Below are 15898 nucleotides of genomic sequence, written 5' to 3' on the forward strand. Positions count from 1 at the left end.
CCTCTCCCTTAGCTTGATTCCCCAGTGCTTCCGTAAGCCATCTGCCAGAAACCGTAACCTACGTTATTGCGGCCGTCCGCGCCGTACAGGAATTCGTCCCGCATGAATACATTGTCATCATTATCCGCCGTCTTGCTGACCAGCTTTATCTTCTTGCGTTCCTGGTAGATGATAGGTTTCAGGGACCTCCTGGTACACAGGAGATACCATGCGTCCTCCTGGGCCGCCAGTTCCGGTTCCACCAGGAGTTTTGCTGTCCCCTTGTACACGTTGGAGCTGCCGTTTATGAACTCCGCCTCCAGTATCTGCCGTCCCATCTCCTCATTGGCCGGGGATACCACTAACAGGTCCGGCACCAGGCCCAGGCTCTTGCCCTTGTCCCCCACCAGGCTCATGATGGCAGTACGTCCCGCCTTGTAGGCCTCCATGGATAACTTCTTGGTGCCCAGGTTGGATACCTTTTTCTTTTCTACCGGGTGGTCCGCACTGAAAAAGGGCTTGCCGTCATAACACGCATTTTTAAACCCGGCCATGAGTGCGCCGTAGCACTGTTCATTCGGATGACGCGCTGCACACTCACCAAGATTCTGGAACATCGGGTTATATACGCCGTAGGTATCATCCTCAATGTCATCCCGTGGGACCGCAATGGTCATCTCGAACTTCTTGTTCTTGATGACATAATCATAGGCGCTCAGGTTCTGGATTTCACGGTCCCCAATCCATTCCCGCATCTGCGGCATCTGCCCCAGCCAGTTATAAGACTGGTCCCGGGTGGTACTGGGTACGGTGGTTGCTATCTGCTGGTAGGTCGTTGGCGTTTCCGCCAGGGCCTTGTTGAAAATGACGCTGTATCCGATGGACATGCTCCGGATGTTCGCCTGGTTAATAATCATGGCTGTTTCCTCCTCATTCTTATGCTCGCTTACTCCGCAGCCGGCATGGCCGGCTGGTTGAACCACACCGTCACCCCGTCCGCTTCTACCGCCAGCACGGTTCCGGCTGGGCTGCTTCCTGTAGAGGTCATGCTGATGGTGACCGCATCCTCCAGATAACAGGTCTTTAAGATATCCGTTGCCTTTGCCTGGCTCCCCGGGGTGGCGGAATTTTCCATCACGAATGCCCCGCGGCGCACCTTTACCCAGATGTCCCCGGCCTCCCCGGTCCGGTTATCCGCCGGCTCCAGGGCCACTCCGGCCACCGTAAGGTTCGCCGCCTTCGAGGCCGGCACCGCGTAGCCGTCCGCCCCAAGGGCCACCATGGTAGCCTCCGTAATGGCTGCGCCGGCTGCCACCGGCAGCACCAGTGTCTTAGGGTCTAGCTTCTCATTCCCCGTCCGTATCATCTTCCATACCTCCATACTTCTTTAAATCCTCCTCGGTCACTCCCTGGTTCTTTAAAATCTTCCAGTCAACCCCGGTCTGTTTCCGTTCATCCACCGCAAAGGCAGTCTTTCCCATAGGGACCACCACCGGGGCCTTCTCCACAAATGCGGCAAAGCCCTTGGGGTCGGACAGGGCGTACGCAACCGCCCATTCCTTCTGGGCCGGGGACAGCTTCCCATCCTTGAGGGCCAGGCCTACCAGTTCCTCCGCCTTTTGGCTGGCCGCCTGCTTTTCAAGCTCCGCCACCCGCTGCTGCAGTACAGAATCACCGGCCTTGAATGCCATGATTCTTGCCGTCACGTCCTCCGTCCTTGCATTTTCCGGAAGGCCTAACAGGTCCAGAACGGTCTTGTTGGCTACCAGCTGTGTCCCTTCCTTTGCAGGGTCCTCCTTCCCGCTCTTTCCTTCCGGACCATCCTGTCCTTCCCCGCCTGTCTGCTGTACCAGTTCCTTAATCCGCTTCAGGACGTCCTCTTCTGTCGTTTCTTCCTCCAGTCCCAGGAGTTGAATCAGTTCACTTAATTCCATTTTTGGTTCCTCCTCTTCCTCTTCGATGCTTAACACATCGGAATTTATGATTGCAAACATACCGGTGATGGCTGGGGTATTGGTCAACGCCGCGCTATGGAACACCGCCGCGTGCTGGTCTGCCTTTCTGACCAGTACCACCGGGGACAGGTAGCGGTATTCCTTGTTGGCGATATACTCCCGCCCCTTTTTGGTCCACTCTACCCGGGCCATCAGGGCATCCTCCCCCGGATACAGGTCCTTGATCCAGCCAGCCGCCGGGGCCTGCACATCACTCAAGGTCTGGTGCTCATAATCAATCACCAGGTCCAGCCGGCGTGCCTTGAACTGCCGGATGATTCCGGCAATATCCCGGTCATCCACTTCAAAGTTCCCTTTTGTGCTGCTCACATGCCCTTTGGGCAGCACCCGGATGACCTCCGGCACCCCGCTCAGGTCGATTCCCGACAGGGGCCGGACCGTTAATTCTGTCTTCTTCATCCCATGCGCCTTTCTGTTTTGCGTTTTAACGCGCCATTGACGCGTTTTGACGCGTTAAATTTATCCCGGGCCAGAATTCCCCGCTGGCTGCCCCGGATTGGCCTTACGCGCCTTCTGCTGTTCCTCATACAGCTTCCTTAAAACCGGCGGGAACGCGGCCAGGTCCGGCTTCCACTCCGCCTTCGCCGGGTTTGTCCGAAACTTCGGGTCTGGCAGCAGCGCCTCCGTCTCTCCTGTGGTCGGATTGGACGTATCCGGCAGAGTCTGCTCTACGGTAAGCCCCATACGCCTTACCTGCTCCTCCGTCCTGGAGACAACCATACACCGGCACCCGAATCCGTTGGGCGGATACCAGATATCCCACACCGGGGAATCCGCCGGGAATACCCGGCCATCCATGGCCGCGTGGCTTTCCCTCACGTGCCCGTCCCCGGCCGTCTGGTACTGCCAGTACTTCCGCCGCCCCATCACATCTGGGTCCGTCATCTGCTGGTAATGTCCCACGCTGTAGGCTGTAAGCATGTTTTGGCGGAAGATACGGTCCGCATGATAAGGCGTCAGACCGTCATAGCCCCGCTCCTCTAAGAAACGGTCCATGTTTTCCTGGAATTGTGTCTTCGTGGTCCCTTCCCCTATGGCCCTTTTCAGTTCCTCCAGGAACTGGTTCAGGACCTCAAGTTCCGTATAACCGGCAACTGAAAAAGCCAGGGGGCGGTACCATTCCTTCAGTTTCCTGAAATCCGCATACCGGATGACCCCCTTCTTTTCCAGGAACGCTAAGGCCTCACCGAACACCTCCGGCTCCGTCCCTTCCTTCAGTTCCTTTATAATCTGCTTATCCATCCTGCATCCGCCCCAACATGTTTGATACATACATGACCTGCTCCACCAGCTGGTCAAAATCCTTCACCTTCATGGCCTTATATAACTGCCGCAGGGCCTTCTCGTCCTTCAGCTGCTCCTGCAGGCCCTCCAGGCTGTCACAGTGCCCCACCAGTTCCAGAACAGGCTCCATCATCTGTTTAAAAAAGCTTCGGGACTGCTCCACGGCCGCCGCCTCCAGGCGGTCTAGCACCTGCCGGCCGTCTGCTTCCTTTCCATCGTCCTTCAGCTTGAGCCCCCGGAACATGCCAGGCTGCCCCGTACCCGCCATCCCAGAGACAGCCGGAGACGGTCCGATGGTTTCCTCCCCGTTTTCCGGGGCCGGGATGTTGAATTTCTTGTACAGCCAGCTCTTGGGGATTTCCAGACCGGCGGCCGCCAGGGTGTTCACGATTTCCGCGGTTTCCTTCAGGTCATCCGTATCGGTGGCATTCAGTATGAAATATGGTACATGAGCCTGGACGCCGAAGTTGAACTCCACCAGCGGTCGGATAAGGTCCCGGCGCACCGTCTCCATCACCGCCTTGCAGTCCGCCTCCGTCAGGTCCTGCCTCACATCGTTATGGGTCTTGGACTGAGCGTAGGAACCGCCGGAATCCGATGTCAGTGTCTGACCCACAATGGCCTTGCTCATCTGTTCATCACAGAACCGGGCCAGCCGTTCATAGATGTCCACACTGGATTGTTTGTTCGATTCAATGAATTTGATATCAGTCCCGGACGGCACAATCCCGGCCGCGTCCGTCCCCATCCTTACAATGGCATCCATCAGGGCCACTTTATCCTTTTCACTGGCCGTTGCGTCATAGGTGCCAAGCCGCAGGGGCATCCCGTAGACCTCACAGAAACTGACCCAGTCCTTCAGGTCATAGTTTTTAAACAGGTACATCCAGGCCACCACCCGCAGAACGCCATACCGGGAAGGGTGGCCGGAACGCGCCTTGTACCGGTGGACGATGAACTTGTTTTCCGGAAGGGGTATCCCTCCCGGGAACGCCTCCGTCCGGAGCATGAGCGCATCGGTCAGGGTGTCATAATAAAACTTTTTCTGGTGGACGTACTCAATATTTCCCACCACCACGTGGCCGTCCCTGTATTCCCACTCAATTTCCTGGAAGCTGATGCCCTTTCCGATGGCATCCAGGATGTCCATGAGGTTGTCGCTGAATCCGTCCAACTCCTTCAGCTGTTCCTCCACAAAAGCCGCTATCTCCTGGTCTGTTTCATCCTGCGAAAAGGGCTGCACCTCCCAGTCCAGGCCCGTCACCGCAAGCTTGCGGGTCTGCAGCTGGGAGAACAGATGGGTGTCCTTGCTTTCCATCTCCTCGAACAGCTCCATCTGCCGGAAGGGGTCTCCGGCGTCCGCCTCCTTGAATATCCGGGCCAGCTTTACCGGTGTCAGGCCGTCAGACGGGTAGCTGCTGAATTTATCGTTCACGTCACGGATGGCAACAGCTGCCATAATGGGGCTACCGCTTTTTGCCATTTCCGATGAGAATCTCTTCTTGCTTTTCTTTGCCATCAGTATGCTCCCTCCCCAAACCGCATGGCCCGCCTTAACACGGACTTATAGTCTGTCTTCTTCGCCATGGACTTCACCGCTACCGCCAGGGCCACGGCCATCTGAAGGCCGTCCGGAGCGTCATCATTTCTGCCCATCGGGAACTCCTCCAGCTGCTTAAGCAGTGTCTTATGCTTCCGGTTAAACTTGATATACCCGTTTTTAATGTAGGGCTGCAGGGACTGGATGCGGAGCATCTTGTTGGCGATGGACTGGATTTCCTCGATGGGGATGTACTCTCCCAGCTCCACCGACAACTGAGCCATAACTTCTTTAAAAAAGTATTGGAACTGCACCGTCTCTACCCCAAAACGATAAAAGCCCCTGTGATAGTCCCGTTTCAGTCTGCGGTTCATCTCAAACACGTCTTGGATAATGACGTCCGGCTTCCTGCGTTCCACGCTGGCCGCCTCCACATACATGTATCCGGTATACTGGTCCAGGGCCAGGTTGATGATGGAGGACGTGTCCGCCTTTTTGTTTTTCCCCAGGGACGGGTCATTAGAACCAACAAAGAGGTAGCGGCTGTCCGTAAAGTCCACCAGCTCCTCCTCGTAGTAATCAAACCACTCTGGGTTAAAAGCCGCATTGTCCGGGCCGATGGGGTTGTTCTGCAGTTCGCTGTTAAAGGCCGCCTCCCCGTCTGAAACGCGGATGACCATCAGTTTGTAATAATCCATCTTCTCCGGCCACAGGACCTGGGTTCCTGCCAGCATATCTGCCTCGTTTGCCTCGTAAAATTCCCGGGCGTGCTCTTTATGCTTATCATCAAACAGGTTGGTATAAATCTCTGTCCAGCGCTCCCACAAGTCCTCCCGCTTTGCAAAGGACAGCACGGCCTGATAGGTTCGGGAATCATACTCTGGATTCTTCAGTACTCCGCTGAGCAGGGAATCGTAATGGAGTACCGTGCCGATGTACATGATATCCGTATAGGTATCCCCGGCCTTGGATACCGCCTTCTTGAACCAGGATTCCAGCTTCCGGCGCTGCTCCGCCGTGTTGACGTTCTCGTCATTCTCCACATCGTCCAGGACAATCAGGTCCGGCCTCCAGGCCCGGTGCCGGCGGCCTCGTATCTTCTTCCCGGAACCGATGGCCTCAATCTTGATGTCCTGGGCCGTCAGGATGACATTCCCCTTCCACACCTTTCCCTGCTGCCGGCCGAAGTCCTCCTGGATGTCCCGGTTTTCCTCCAGCTCTGTCTTAATATCCGTTAAGAACCCTTCGGCCTGGTCGGACGAATCGGACAGGATGATGATGTAATGCTTGTACCGGTACAGGGCCGCGTGCAGGGAATCCTTAAATGTAAAGTTGGTGGACTTTGCATGGCCTCTCGGGGCTGCCACCACGTTCCGGCTTCCGTCCAGCCGTGAGATAACGGCCGCTTCCTGGTATGGATTGCGCCCCTTCAGCACACCTCCGGTCCAGACCGCGTCCAGCTCCTCATGGAAGGCCGGGGATTTGCGGACAAAGTAGTGTTTTAAATAGGCCCGGCCAAAGTATCCCAGGTCAATGGCCGCCAGGCGCTTCCTGAGCCCTCTCGGACCCGTCAGGGGATGCCCGTCCCGGTACATCCGCATCAGCTCCCGGCGCTCCGGCTCATGATCCGTCCGGCGCAGGACATACGCCTCAAACAGCTCCCGCTGATAGGCTTCCCGTTCCTGTTCCTCCCGGCCTTCCTCTTCGTCCAGGCGCTCCAGGTATTCGTTGATATCAATCATGCAGCATCAGCTCCTTTGCACGGGTCAGGATTTCCTTCAGTCTCACCTTCAGCTCCGGATCTGACTTGATGGTCTTCATGATTTCCTCCTCCATTTCCTGAAAGGCCAGGTCCGCCTTATCCTTCATGTCCTGGCGGACCTTATCTTTATAGGCCTTGGTCCGGCTTAAGGATGCAATCAGACGGCCTGCCTTGTCTAACGGCAGGTAGTCAAACTCATCCTCCGCTGTTGCCAGGCGGTTAATCAGTCCGTCCATCATCAGCATCAGGCCCGCCTCGGTATAATCCGCATCCGGGTTCTTCCGGACCACGTTTACCAGGGCCTCGGTCCGGGACTGAGCCTCCAGTAAGCGCTGTGCAGCCGTATTGCTCCGGACTGCATACCGCCCCACGCTGCTTTTGCTGATTTCATAACCCTTTTCCTTCAGCCAGCCGCTGACGTCCTGGTAGCTGTTGGATGTATCGGAAAGCATCACGTCTACCTGTCCTTTGATTTCAGACGGCAGTTCGTCAATCTTGGAGGATATGCGGTTCTTCTTCCTCGTCCTTCCCATCAGACATCCACTCCCGCGTCCTCTATAGTGCCCTCCGCCAGGTCCACACCGGCCTTGGTCAGCCGTATCACGGCGTCCTTGGCGTATGCGTTGTAGGCGGTCACCTTCAGGTTCGTGAACTCAATGTATCCAGCGTCCCTCAGGTAGTCCAGGTATTTGGTGATGTCCGGGGATACGATTAATCCCGCCGCTATCATGGAGTTGGACAGCTGCCTGGTCAGCGCCGTGTTGTTATATCCTTTTACCAGGGACCGTATGATATAGCCCCTGACTGCCTTGTTGTGCTGGATTTCAGCCAGCTCCCTATCATCCATCCGCTTTGCCTCCCTGTCTTACCAGTAACCGGTCCAGCTTGCCGTCCATGGACCGCATCTTGTCCTCCACCCCGTTCATGCTCCGGAAAAAATCCTCCCGCAGCACAAAGGTCGTGGCAAAATCCCCCTTGATGGAGCTCAGTTCCTTCTGCACTGCCTTGATGTCTGCCTCCTGCTTGTCCTCCAGCTTGGTAACCCTCTCGTCAAACCTGGCAATGGTGCTGTCCAGCTTGCTCCCGACACCGCTTACGGACTGCTTGAAGTCATCAATCATCATTTTTACCAGGAACCAGAGGACCGTTCCCACCGCAGTGGCTGCCATGCCGATTGTGACTGCATCGTTCATGCGCTTCCTCCCGGATGTTTGTATCTTGCCCACAGCTGCGCCAGCTTCTCCCAGCCGTACATGGCCAGGAAGGCCACATAAAAAGCCACTACCAGGGCCAAGACCGGGCCCCACCACACGGCCGCGGCCTTCGTGCTGGTCACATACCACCAATAGACCAGCTGACAGAGGACAACCGACAGCACAATCACCTGCACGGCCGTGGGTATCCTTCCCAAAAAGCCGATTTCCTTGGTTACCTCCGTGATGACGCTGACCGTAAAGGCCGCCACCGCAATGGCCGCCATCATGAGGGCCAGCTGCTGGGTATACTGCCCCGCCAAGGTCTGTAATACGTTCTCCATTTCCCATTCCTCCTCGCTCGTTCTGTCTGTCCTGGGACAAAAAAAACAGGACATGACTTTCGTCATGTCCATAGGATAATCCATCTGGAAACATATTGTTAGCCCAAGCATTTTGGACAACTTATCTTTTTTGGGCCTTTCCGGATTCTTCATCCAGGAACTCAAATAAGCTGATCTGGGTTGGGTCCAGGTCCCGCACAATCTGTAATATCTGGTTGGTGGTCAGGTCGTATTCCTTGGCCAGCTCCTTGGCGTTCCTTCCGTTGTACTCCCGCCGTATCCGGCGGTTCCGCGCCGGGGCCAGGATGCGCTCCGCCTTGGGCAGGTATATCTTGTCCCCCATGAAATACTGAGACAGCTTCAGCACGTTCTTCAAACCTATCATTTCCACCACCAGGCGGTACGGCTCCGCGATATCCTCCAGAGTGGTATCCGCTTCCAGCTCCTCCATCAGCTCCCTGCGCATCCATATCCCCTCCTCTTATTCCGCCAGGCCTTCCCACTTAAGTGCGCCGTCCTGGTCCGGGGTCAGTGTGACCGGCTCCGTGACCATGGCTCCGGCTCCGTCCATCAGATACCATTTCCCGTCTATGGTCTGCTGCCCCTTTACCATGGCACCATCGGTTCCCAGGTAGTACCAGCTTCCCTGGTACTGGTACCAGGTGTCCCTGACCATGCGGCCGGCCCCGTCAAACCAGTACCAGCGGCCGTCCACATCCAGGTACCAGGCGTTACGAACACATTGTCCCGTATCCCCCAGGTAAAACCGCCAGACGCCGTCCTCTTCCTGCCAGCCCGATTTCCTGACCGGCTCCTCCAAGGCCACGTCATCCAGCAGATAGCGACGGACACACACCAAACCCTTGTTCCCGCGTTTGGTGGAGGCTTTGGTATTCTGGCGCTGCCGGCAATAGGCTATCATGTCCTTATAGGATGGGCGGCCGCTTCCGTGTCCGCAGATGATGGTATCCTTCCCGTTCAGCGTATGCACCATCTCCACATGTCCGATGGTCTGCGGCCGGCTCTCGTCCGTCCCGGCAAACTCCAGCATGTCACCTACCCGCAGCTGGCCGATGTCCTGCACCTGGCCGTCCCGGATGGGGACGTCCACCGTCACCAGCCGCGCGGACTGGTAGATGCCGGCTGTGTTCAGGATACCGAAACCATATCCGGCTTCTTTGTATGCGTAACAGATGGAGCTGGAGCAGTCGCTGTAATAGTTCCCATCTCTGTGTTTCCGGTAGCAGTAGTCCCGCAGCGGCTGGCTGTAATGGTTCCTTCCGATGAGCTCGTCATACTTCCTGGCCACGGCCTGTCTCTTTTCGTCTGCTTTCATCATTTGTCCTCCCTTTCATAGGCAATTTCCAGTTTCAGCTTAGATGTCACAATCAGGGACCGCTTGATTTCATCCATGCTCCAGTCGATTCCCTCATCCGGCAGGATGGCCTGTATCAGTTCCGCGTTTTTAATCTTTGATATGTAGTACAGGTCCATGTCCAGGTTGGGGGCGGCGGCCTCCGCGGCCTCCTCCGTGGTCCCCTTGCCCAGATACCCCAGGACGGACAGCAGCGTCTTCTTATCCTCCTTGTAGTCCCCCTTCAGTCTCCGGGCCAGCACCTCCCTCTGGCCTGCGCTCACCGGTACGCTCATCTCCTTCAGGTAATCCTCCAAAGTATACTCAAAGGTGTAATCGTTGGCGGCAATGGCCTTCAGGGCCTTCTGCAGCTTTTTATCCAGGTTATAGGTAGTCTTTGTGGTCTCCGTCACCAGCCCTGTGCACACATCCTCACCGATAGCCTGTTTTAACCGGGGCATGTTGAGAATGTCTATCTCCTTCGGCTCTGACACGGCCGCATAGCTCCCGTCCGTCCCATACATACGGCAGTACTGGTTATTCCGGTCCTTTAAGACCGACAGTCCCCGGTTCTGGATTTCCGCCTTGTATTGTTCCAGGGCGGACTTGGCATCCTCAGCCACCTTCATGGCCGCCACGGCCAGGTCCACCAGCTCCTTATCGTTTACCGTTCCCAAATCCATCATGCAAGCTCCTTCCGTTTCTGCTTCACGTATTCATCCACCAGCTGGTCTGCGCAGGCACGGCAGACCCCTTTGCCATTTTTTTTAAGATGGATTTCCTCACTTCCGCAGTAGATGCAGCGGGCCTGGTAGGCCCGGATGACCAGCTCGTTCCTGTCATTGACCTCCAGCTCAATGGCGTCCCTGGGCTCAATCCCCATGGACCGCCTGAGCTTCACGGGGATGTTGACCCCGCCCTTGCTTGTAATGCGTTTGTATTCCATTGCTTCCTCCTTCTTATCCCATGTCCCAGGTATGTCCCTCCCGGATGTCCTGGGCATGCTCCTCATCCAGACGGGCCGTGGCCGCCAGAAAGATATCCAGCATGGCGTCCTTGACTTCCTCCACACCCATGCCGCGTTTTACCGCCTCCGCTGCCACGATGCCGGCGAACACCCCCAGCATCCGGGCCATGTCCTCCATGCTCACGTCCGTCCCACCCATCCGGATGGTCCCGTCCTCCCGGACCAGCTCTATCCGGGCTTGTGTTGGTTCCATAGGCCCTCCCTTAAAACTTCTTTTTTCCTATTAACGTGTTGACAATCGCTTCCACCTCGTCCGCGGCCCGGGCCACGCCGGCCCGGCTGCTGCGCATGACTGCCTGGTACCCTTCGCACATCTCCTTCAGCAGACGGATGCGCTCCTGGTATTCCTGTATCTGCCCTTCTCCCTCCTGCAGGATGGCTTGGTAGGCACGGTTCTGTTCCTCCACCTTGCGTCTTGTTTCATCCAGATGTCCTTTTGCTTCCTCCAGGCGCTGGACCATCCGCTCCACGTACAGCTTGTCCAGGTCCGGCCCGCAGCCAAGGTCCACCCGGTACAGGGTGATGACGTTGCGGGTTTCGGCATTAGCCAGCAGTATCCACAGGCCGTTCACATACACTTCCTTGGGCACCCGGTCCTTTCCACCCTCCGTCCGGCCCGTATAGACACGCTTCCCGTAACGCAGCATCTGGTTGATTTCTTCCTCTATCCGCTGGCTGTGCTCCGCCACGTAGGTGGTTATCTCCAGCCGGCTGTCCCGGTCCTTGCACCGTTCGGCGTAACGCTCCTTTGCGTGGTTGCTCACGGTATACACGGATGTTCCCTTTCCTGTCTCCATCCCTTCGTCCCTCCTTATTCATCCAGCGGCATGACATAGGTTTTGGGAGGGATGGCCACAAAGGCAGGCTGATGACGTCCCGTAATCAGGCTCGTCCCTCCCTCGCAGGAGATATACTCCGACTGTTTCTCCAAAATATCCTGAAGCACCTCTTTTGCCCGCTCCTTCCTGCGGTAAAACCCTAATGCATGCTCCTTCCGGTCCGTCTTACGGTTAAGCAAGAGCACGTAATCCATCCTGCCTGGCGCTGGCGGTGCAACGCGTATCTCATCCATGGATTCCGTAGTCAGCAGCCGCTCCTTATTCTGTGTCAGTATCCACATGTTCCTTCCCCCCTTCACCATCCGGCTTTATGCTGGTCTCCTCCGGCACTCCCGTTACCATCTCCCTTATGTAGCGGTGCGGCACGTTGCAGTTCACGGCATTTTTCATCAGTTCCGCGAATGTGCTTTCCCGCATGAGCCGGTAAAAATCGGAAAAGGTGATCTCCACCCGGTCCTCTTTTGAAAATGCATCCAGTAGCGTTCCCATCTGTTTTTCCTTCCTTTCTCTAAACCATATGTTAGTTTTGCAGCACACCATTATCTTTCAGGACCTGTTGAAATACAAGCCGGTTTGCAACATGGGTGAACCCCAAAATGTCAATATCATCTCCTGTAACTTTTCTGTACAGCATCCATTGTGCATAAATCATTGCTGTGAAATCTTCCGTCAGCTCATCCTTTTTCATTTCCAGCGGAGCCAGCGCAAGCCCCTCTTTTTCATCATCCTCTTTATATGCATCACTTAAAGCCACTGCAAAGTGTAGCATCTTCTGGTCAAATGGTTCCTCCATACGCCTATCCCTTCCTCCGGCTCAACCGGAAAATCCTAATATTGCTTATGTCAGTTTTTGTGGATTAAAGCTTATGCCCGCAGTACGGACAATACGCAATTCCATCCGCTGTATTTCCGTGTTTTTCGCTCCACCTCACCCAGTACCAATGTAAATCACTGAGCTGTTGGACAGCGATTTGTTGCTTTTTCAAACTCGCATTATATTTTTCCAGCACTTTGCACTCGTGGCTCTCTATTACTTCCATAGGTCTGCTCATAATCTTCCCTTCCTCCGTCAAATCCTAATTTTCTTCATTGACAATAATACCCCCATGGATAATAATACGTTTTCCGTTCTGGTCGTCAAAGTACACCTCATTTTCACTTTCAGAAATGTCAAACTTACCAGACCAATGCCGAATTTCCTCGCCATTATAATCATAAAGCGTAACCGTGCGGTTAAGCCCTCCCTTCATGTCACTACTAATAGACTTTCCCATCCTGCTCCATGAGGAACACCCGCTAAGTAATCCTGACACCAAAATGATAGTTATCAATACCGCTCTTTTTAAATCTTTCATATGTCTCCCTTCGTAAATGTAGGTTAATTTTCATATAATCCATCTTACCGTTTCAAGGTTCCCATACCGGCTGTTATCTGTGTTTCCACAACCAGCTTTGTTGCTGTTTCTCCCGCCCCTTTGCCAGAATCTTCAGCCGGGTTCCGTCCCACAGGGCCTTCATCCCGGCTATGTAGTTCTCTTCCTGGGCCCTTCCTGATAGCTCAATATCCATTTCCTCTAATTCGTCAAACGCCTCCAGCTGGCCTTTCTTTAATGTTTTCCGGAATCTCTGGTGAGCTTCATAGTTCTCCTTCATCCAGCGTTTATATGCGCGGGAATAGTCCATTCCGTCAGCCGGACGGAAATCACCATGGAATATGCGTTTAAAGAGCTTCGTATGTTTCCCTGGCATGACTACACCTCCTGTCCTGCAAATGCAAAACACTCCGTCCCGATTCCTTCCTCATCCAGGACAATCATCCCCTTCCCATTCGGGATGCCAAAGAGTCCATAAGCCGCCCAGTTGCAGCCAGACGCATCTCCCGCCTTCGGGGACCCCTTTCCCGTATATCTTCCAAGGCACTCCTGACAGGCACAGTTTGGTCCTTTGGCTCCGGCCTCCATAAAATCCCTGATTGATGCAATATGTCCGCACATGGGGCGCTCAAACTTCCAATCCATGTAGTCCTCACCAAAACGTCTTGTCCCTTCCTCTCTCCATTCCTGGATTGTCATTATCTTATGTGTGGTATCCTCAACGGTCTTGGCCGCTCCTGTGTGTAACTTAATGGTCCGTTTCATCTCTGCTCTCCTCTCTTTACTGTTCTATCCTATGGCTTCGGCGCACTATCTCCTCATGGTATTGCTTTGCGTCCTCCGCCTTCCGGTCCCATAAGGCCCACATGCAATGCAGGACCCCCAGGAGGTAGGACTGGGCAAGGGCCGCATCCGCCCAGGACTTTTCATCCAGATAATCCTGGTATTCCTGGTATTTCCGGTCAAACAGCTGCATCAGTCCTTCCATCAGCTCATCATCCCTTCCTGCGTATCCTTCTTCATCTGCTCCTTCTCTATTTCCCGGCGCACATGTTCCCCCAGCTCCAGGGTCTGCTTCAGCTGGACCGCCTCCCTGGCAAGCTGGCTTTCACGGAGAAGGGCCTCCAACTCCAACTCCATCCAATCGGATTTTTGTTGCTGTGTAGCTGGATGCCCCAGGTAGATGGCCGTGGCTTCCAACTGCACACATAGGAACCTCGCCATAGCAGACCCAAACGTCCCCTTACCTTCCTTATCCTTCATCCCCGACCATCCTCCTTTTCCGGCTTCCGCTCCAGGATGGCCTTCATGGCCTCAATCAGTCCCTGACACTGGTAATAGGTCAGCCATTCCACTGCGTCCACCCGGTACATCCGGTGGCACAGGGCACGGACCTGCCGCTCCTCCCAGCCCAGCTTCTCTTTCAGCTGGCCTATCTTTCGGCGCTGCCGTCCGGTCTGCGGGTTCCCCCTGCGTTCCGGCAGCCTCCCCTCCTGCCGTTTGATATCGTCCTTCTGTTTCTGCAGGATATGGCAGACATGGGACAGCTCCGACCGGTTCAGCTCACGGATGCTGTCCTTCCCGGTCTCACGGGCCACCAGCAGGTGCAGCTCCTCCTCCGTCAGCCCCAGCTCCTTTGACTTGGCTAACCCCCACAGGGTCTTGATGGTATACCTATATCCCGTTCCCATAGGCTTCCCCTCCTCCTGGCAGGCAGAGCACTTCCCTCCTGGATGGCCGGCTCCTGCGTTCCTGTAGGAATGCAGGGATTTGGGGTCCCGTCTCCCTGACCTTTGGCGAAGCCGGTTCCCGCACCTCCGCGGAACTGGCCTTCAGGTTTATATCATAGGCTCCCAGCTCCCCGAGCTTCTGGAGGATGGTTCCCATGATGTCCGCCTCCCCCAGGTTCACCTTGTCCTCCGGGCATGTGTATGTGATGGTCAGTATCTTGCGTTTCATCGTTTTCCCTCCTCCCGTGCATTCATTCGTTTCCTGTATTCGGCTACAGTTCTCCTATACATCCTTTCCACATCCTCCTTGCTCCAGGGCTGGTATACATCTCTCATGCCATCGTGCATCTTATGTTTCATTCTGTCGTCCCTCCCTACAGCAGCATCATGGCGGATGCCTCGTTGATGATTGTTTCCGTGATGGTCGTCTGTTCCCGTTCCCGCATCAGACGGATGACGTTGTTCATGGTCCGGTCAAACAGCCGGAAACAGCCGTTCTTGCTGTTCCTGGCCCGGCTGGTCAGCACCTCCATGGCCCTCTCCTCCACGCTCCAGTCCTCCAGGTAGCGCTCTACCTCGGTTTTTCCCAGGCCATGGAGCCGGTACGCAAAATCCATACGGTTGGCAAACCGTTCATCATACGCAGCCAGGTGGGCCTCCAGGGACAGCTCCCCGGCCAGTACCATCCCTACCGCGGCCGAATCCATGATGGTGCGCAGCAGCTCAATCTTCTTGATGGTGTACTTGTTGATGAGCTTGTCCGCCTCGTCCACTATCATCAGATATCCCCGGTTCACGTTAAAAAACTCACATATCTCCTCCAGGCGCTCATCATTGGTCCCATAGCGCTTTGGCAGGCACAGCTGCTTCTCTATCCGCCTCACCAGGTCCCGGCAGCTCATAGACTCATTGCACTCGATATAGATGACCCTGGGCAGCCTGGCGTACTGCTTCAGGCTGTAGGTCTTACCGTAGCCGGACCGCCCCACCACGATGGCGCTTCCCTGCTGTTGCTGGCACAGGTTGCAGATGCCTACTATGTTGATGTAATCATCGGATTCGAACACATCCGGCTTGCTTCCCATCCGGGGCGGCGCTTCCTCTTCCAGTAGCGGCTCCTGCTCTCCCGCTTCCTCCGGTTCTTTCTGGGAGGCAAACTGGCGGGCAATCTGCTGGGCATACTTATCTGCCACCTGCGGTTTTTCCTGCCGGAAGGCTGCTTCCTGTTCCTCTGTCTCTTCCAGCCACCTCTCCAGACGTTCCTCCAGCTTTACTGGCCTGCTTGGATATTTCCCGTTTAAGTACTGGCTCAGCATGGAGCGGGAGCACTTCATCCCTTCCTTATCAAACTGCCAGGCCAGCTCCGCCTTGTTCATGTTTATGATTCTTAATCTGAGGCACACACGTTCTGCCAGACTTTTCATTTACGATACCCTTCCTTTCCGTTTGATTGGTTTA

29 protein-coding genes are annotated in these 15898 nt (G+C 55.4%); all 29 read right to left on the reverse strand.

The features are described from left to right. Positions 1 to 8: 8 nt before the first annotated feature. Positions 9 to 896 (reverse strand): Mu-like prophage major head subunit gpT family protein, encoded by an 888-nt coding sequence (locus FGS84_RS11875; RefSeq protein ID WP_002572721.1) that lies wholly within the window; start codon positions 894 to 896, stop codon positions 9 to 11. Positions 897 to 925: 29 nt separating this feature from the next. Then, a complete protein-coding gene (locus FGS84_RS11880; RefSeq protein WP_002572722.1) occupies positions 926 to 1345 on the reverse strand; it encodes a hypothetical protein in 420 nt (139 codons plus the stop codon). Beyond that, positions 1326 to 2393 carry a phage protease gene (locus FGS84_RS11885; protein WP_138308498.1) on the reverse strand — a complete coding sequence of 356 codons (1068 nt, stop codon included), beginning with the start codon at positions 2391 to 2393 and terminating at the stop codon, positions 1326 to 1328. Before FGS84_RS11885 ends, FGS84_RS11880 begins: the two co-directional genes overlap by 20 nt. A 60-nt stretch (positions 2394 to 2453) precedes the next feature. Then, positions 2454 to 3266 carry a phage minor head protein gene (locus FGS84_RS11890; protein WP_138308500.1) on the reverse strand — a complete coding sequence of 271 codons (813 nt, stop codon included), beginning with the start codon at positions 3264 to 3266 and terminating at the stop codon, positions 2454 to 2456. Beyond that, entirely contained in the window at positions 3229 to 4797 is a 1569-nt protein-coding gene (locus FGS84_RS11895; protein WP_138308503.1) for a DUF935 domain-containing protein, read from the reverse strand. The genes FGS84_RS11890 and FGS84_RS11895 overlap by 38 nt, the downstream gene beginning before the upstream one ends. Next, positions 4797 to 6560 (reverse strand): phage terminase large subunit, encoded by a 1764-nt coding sequence (gene terL / locus FGS84_RS11900; protein ID WP_138308506.1) that lies wholly within the window; start codon positions 6558 to 6560, stop codon positions 4797 to 4799. The genes FGS84_RS11895 and terL overlap by 1 nt, the downstream gene beginning before the upstream one ends. Then, entirely contained in the window at positions 6553 to 7113 is a 561-nt protein-coding gene (locus FGS84_RS11905) for a phage protein Gp27 family protein (protein ID WP_002572727.1), read from the reverse strand. Before FGS84_RS11905 ends, terL begins: the two co-directional genes overlap by 8 nt. Next, entirely contained in the window at positions 7113 to 7427 is a 315-nt protein-coding gene (locus tag FGS84_RS11910; RefSeq protein WP_002572728.1) for a hypothetical protein, read from the reverse strand. Before FGS84_RS11910 ends, FGS84_RS11905 begins: the two co-directional genes overlap by 1 nt. Next, complete coding sequence (locus tag FGS84_RS11915) at positions 7420 to 7773, reverse strand: hypothetical protein (protein ID WP_002572729.1); 354 nt, start codon at positions 7771 to 7773, stop codon at positions 7420 to 7422. The genes FGS84_RS11910 and FGS84_RS11915 overlap by 8 nt, the downstream gene beginning before the upstream one ends. Further along, positions 7770 to 8117: a hypothetical protein gene (locus FGS84_RS11920; RefSeq protein WP_002572730.1), complete on the reverse strand. Its 348-nt coding sequence runs from the start codon at positions 8115 to 8117 to the stop codon at positions 7770 to 7772. The genes FGS84_RS11915 and FGS84_RS11920 overlap by 4 nt, the downstream gene beginning before the upstream one ends. Positions 8118 to 8238: 121 nt before the next feature. Beyond that, positions 8239 to 8583, reverse strand: a complete 345-nt coding sequence (locus FGS84_RS11925) for a Mor transcription activator family protein (RefSeq protein WP_002584803.1) — start codon at positions 8581 to 8583, stop codon at positions 8239 to 8241. Between the two features lie 15 nt (positions 8584 to 8598). Next, positions 8599 to 9456 carry a hypothetical protein gene (locus FGS84_RS11930; protein WP_330610593.1) on the reverse strand — a complete coding sequence of 286 codons (858 nt, stop codon included), beginning with the start codon at positions 9454 to 9456 and terminating at the stop codon, positions 8599 to 8601. Beyond that, positions 9453 to 10157 carry a hypothetical protein gene (locus FGS84_RS11935; protein WP_138308508.1) on the reverse strand — a complete coding sequence of 235 codons (705 nt, stop codon included), beginning with the start codon at positions 10155 to 10157 and terminating at the stop codon, positions 9453 to 9455. The genes FGS84_RS11930 and FGS84_RS11935 overlap by 4 nt, the downstream gene beginning before the upstream one ends. After that, positions 10154 to 10417, reverse strand: coding sequence for an AbrB/MazE/SpoVT family DNA-binding domain-containing protein (locus FGS84_RS11940; protein ID WP_002584800.1), 264 nt, complete (start codon positions 10415 to 10417; stop codon positions 10154 to 10156). Before FGS84_RS11940 ends, FGS84_RS11935 begins: the two co-directional genes overlap by 4 nt. A 13-nt stretch (positions 10418 to 10430) precedes the next feature. Further along, complete coding sequence (locus tag FGS84_RS11945) at positions 10431 to 10691, reverse strand: hypothetical protein (RefSeq protein WP_002584799.1); 261 nt, start codon at positions 10689 to 10691, stop codon at positions 10431 to 10433. A 10-nt stretch (positions 10692 to 10701) separates the two neighbouring features. After that, a complete protein-coding gene (locus tag FGS84_RS11950; RefSeq protein WP_002584798.1) occupies positions 10702 to 11295 on the reverse strand; it encodes a hypothetical protein in 594 nt (197 codons plus the stop codon). A 14-nt stretch (positions 11296 to 11309) separates the two neighbouring features. Beyond that, on the reverse strand, positions 11310 to 11618 hold the full coding sequence (locus tag FGS84_RS11955; protein WP_002584797.1) for a hypothetical protein: 309 nt from the start codon (positions 11616 to 11618) through the stop codon (positions 11310 to 11312). Next, complete coding sequence (locus tag FGS84_RS11960) at positions 11596 to 11826, reverse strand: hypothetical protein (RefSeq protein WP_002584796.1); 231 nt, start codon at positions 11824 to 11826, stop codon at positions 11596 to 11598. The genes FGS84_RS11955 and FGS84_RS11960 overlap by 23 nt, the downstream gene beginning before the upstream one ends. Positions 11827 to 11857: 31 nt before the next feature. Then, positions 11858 to 12130: a hypothetical protein gene (locus FGS84_RS11965; protein ID WP_002584795.1), complete on the reverse strand. Its 273-nt coding sequence runs from the start codon at positions 12128 to 12130 to the stop codon at positions 11858 to 11860. Between the two features lie 64 nt (positions 12131 to 12194). Further along, on the reverse strand, positions 12195 to 12377 hold the full coding sequence (locus FGS84_RS11970; protein WP_171042615.1) for a hypothetical protein: 183 nt from the start codon (positions 12375 to 12377) through the stop codon (positions 12195 to 12197). Between the two features lie 36 nt (positions 12378 to 12413). Continuing rightward, positions 12414 to 12692 carry a hypothetical protein gene (locus FGS84_RS11975; RefSeq protein ID WP_002584793.1) on the reverse strand — a complete coding sequence of 93 codons (279 nt, stop codon included), beginning with the start codon at positions 12690 to 12692 and terminating at the stop codon, positions 12414 to 12416. Positions 12693 to 12765: 73 nt separating this feature from the next. Continuing rightward, a complete protein-coding gene (locus FGS84_RS11980) occupies positions 12766 to 13086 on the reverse strand; it encodes a DUF6809 family protein (protein WP_138308510.1) in 321 nt (106 codons plus the stop codon). Between the two features lie 2 nt (positions 13087 to 13088). Then, positions 13089 to 13475: a VVA0879 family protein gene (locus FGS84_RS11985; RefSeq protein WP_138308512.1), complete on the reverse strand. Its 387-nt coding sequence runs from the start codon at positions 13473 to 13475 to the stop codon at positions 13089 to 13091. Positions 13476 to 13491: 16 nt separating this feature from the next. Next, positions 13492 to 13698: a hypothetical protein gene (locus FGS84_RS11990; RefSeq protein ID WP_002584790.1), complete on the reverse strand. Its 207-nt coding sequence runs from the start codon at positions 13696 to 13698 to the stop codon at positions 13492 to 13494. Next, the gene (locus FGS84_RS11995; RefSeq protein WP_002584789.1) at positions 13698 to 13973 is read right to left on the reverse strand and encodes a hypothetical protein; all 276 of its coding nucleotides are present in this window, start codon (positions 13971 to 13973) and stop codon (positions 13698 to 13700) included. The genes FGS84_RS11990 and FGS84_RS11995 overlap by 1 nt, the downstream gene beginning before the upstream one ends. Continuing rightward, positions 13970 to 14401, reverse strand: coding sequence for a regulatory protein GemA (locus FGS84_RS12000; protein ID WP_002572745.1), 432 nt, complete (start codon positions 14399 to 14401; stop codon positions 13970 to 13972). The genes FGS84_RS11995 and FGS84_RS12000 overlap by 4 nt, the downstream gene beginning before the upstream one ends. Then, positions 14385 to 14669 carry a hypothetical protein gene (locus FGS84_RS12005; RefSeq protein WP_002584788.1) on the reverse strand — a complete coding sequence of 95 codons (285 nt, stop codon included), beginning with the start codon at positions 14667 to 14669 and terminating at the stop codon, positions 14385 to 14387. The genes FGS84_RS12000 and FGS84_RS12005 overlap by 17 nt, the downstream gene beginning before the upstream one ends. Then, positions 14666 to 14800: a hypothetical protein gene (locus tag FGS84_RS31820; protein WP_265586122.1), complete on the reverse strand. Its 135-nt coding sequence runs from the start codon at positions 14798 to 14800 to the stop codon at positions 14666 to 14668. Before FGS84_RS31820 ends, FGS84_RS12005 begins: the two co-directional genes overlap by 4 nt. A 14-nt stretch (positions 14801 to 14814) precedes the next feature. Continuing rightward, complete coding sequence (locus FGS84_RS12010; protein WP_138308514.1) at positions 14815 to 15864, reverse strand: ATP-binding protein; 1050 nt, start codon at positions 15862 to 15864, stop codon at positions 14815 to 14817. Between the last annotated feature and the right edge of the window lie 34 nt (positions 15865 to 15898).

The organism is Clostridium sp. 1001271st1 H5 (assembly GCF_005845215.1).
Lineage (GTDB): Bacteria > Bacillota > Clostridia > Lachnospirales > Lachnospiraceae > Enterocloster.